The following is a 1390-nucleotide window of genomic DNA, read 5'->3' as shown; positions in this document are numbered from 1 at the left end:
TAGCATCGATGAAAAAGCAGTAAGTCGAGTATCTTTAAAATGAACGAAAAATTAAAGATATGATTACTCAAATTACTGCTGTACCGAAGTTATACATTGGCATCGACATTCACAAGAGAAGTTGGAAAGTGCATTGCGCTACAGATTTGTTTTCAGGCAAGTCTTTTTCAATGAATCCAAACCCGGAACAACTTAAAGATTATGTTAATAAACATTTCGCTGATTATGAAGTGTCGACGGCATACGAGGCAGGTTGCTGTGGATATTCAGCGCATCGTTGTTTCGAGTCTTATGGTTGGTTTTCTTTAGTAGTTAATCCTGCTGATATTCATAGAAAGGGTAAGGAGAAGAATACCAAGACCGATAAGATAGATGCGCAGTTGATATCAAGAGAGTTAAAAGACGGTCGTTTAGATGGTATTCATATTCCTGATGTTGATCGTGAGGAGTTACGAAGTCTTTTTCGTCGTCGCAATGATTTGGTAAAGGATTTTCGGAGGATAAAGAGTTACATAAAAATGCAGCTTTTGTATTTCGGTATTAAAGAGCCAGAAGAATTTGATAACGACCATTGGAGTCATAAGTATAGGAAATGGTTAGATGATATTGTATTTAAAAACCAAACAGCAAAAGCAACTTTAGAGAGTCGTATGCGTTTCTTTCGTTTTGTAGACCAAGAGCTTCGAGATGTTTCTACTCAGCTTCGTAGGTATTGCAAAACGTACCATAAGAAGGATTATATGTTGCTTCGAAGCATACCTGGCATTGGAGGAATTGTTGCTTGTGGTATTTTATGTGAATTGGGAGATTTACGACGTTTTAATAGTGTCAAACATTTGGCTGGTTATGTCGGTCTGGCACCTGGAGTTCACCAAAGTGGAAGTAACTATAAAACCCTTGGTATAACTCCGCGCGCACATCGTTTAATACGGAGCTATTTTGTAGAGGCATCTTGGCAGGCGATACGAGCCGATCCAGTTATGCAAGCTTACTATCGTAAGCATCAAGGTAGAAACGTAAAGAGTATCATTATTAAAGTAGCGAGAAAACTACTTAGTAGAACTTTAGCTGTTATTAAAACAGAGACCCCTTATTGCATAGGAGTACTAGAATAAAAGATAAAAAATAAACCATAACAAAGCTCACAAAATAGTAGTGAAACTCGTACCACAAAACAACGTGGGTGATCCAAGAAATTGGAATCACATCTTTATAGCAAGTGGCCGAGTTTATTATAATTTATAATCATACAGATGCTGGTGAACCCTAATAAAAAAGGTGTATCACAAATAGGATGCGGAGCAAGTTATATTAAAATAAAAAAGGTGGTTTAAGGCAAAAAGAAAATATTAATTAACTTTAGAGAACTGGACTAGGGCTTTTCATAGGA

At 36.8% G+C, this 1390-nt stretch carries 1 protein-coding gene; it reads left to right on the top strand.

Annotation, left to right across the window (positions count from 1 at the left end; all coding sequences use genetic code 11):
- The first annotated feature begins 59 nt into the window (after window positions 1-59).
- Window positions 60-1115 (top strand): IS110 family RNA-guided transposase, encoded by a 1056-nt coding sequence (locus BLS33_RS24575; protein WP_089895993.1) that lies wholly within the window; start codon window positions 60-62, stop codon window positions 1113-1115.
- The last annotated feature ends 275 nt before the right edge of the window (window positions 1116-1390 follow it).

This window comes from Kriegella aquimaris (assembly GCF_900103215.1).
Classification (GTDB): domain Bacteria; phylum Bacteroidota; class Bacteroidia; order Flavobacteriales; family Flavobacteriaceae; genus Kriegella; species Kriegella aquimaris.
This window is presented reverse-complemented; position numbering and strand designations above follow the sequence as displayed.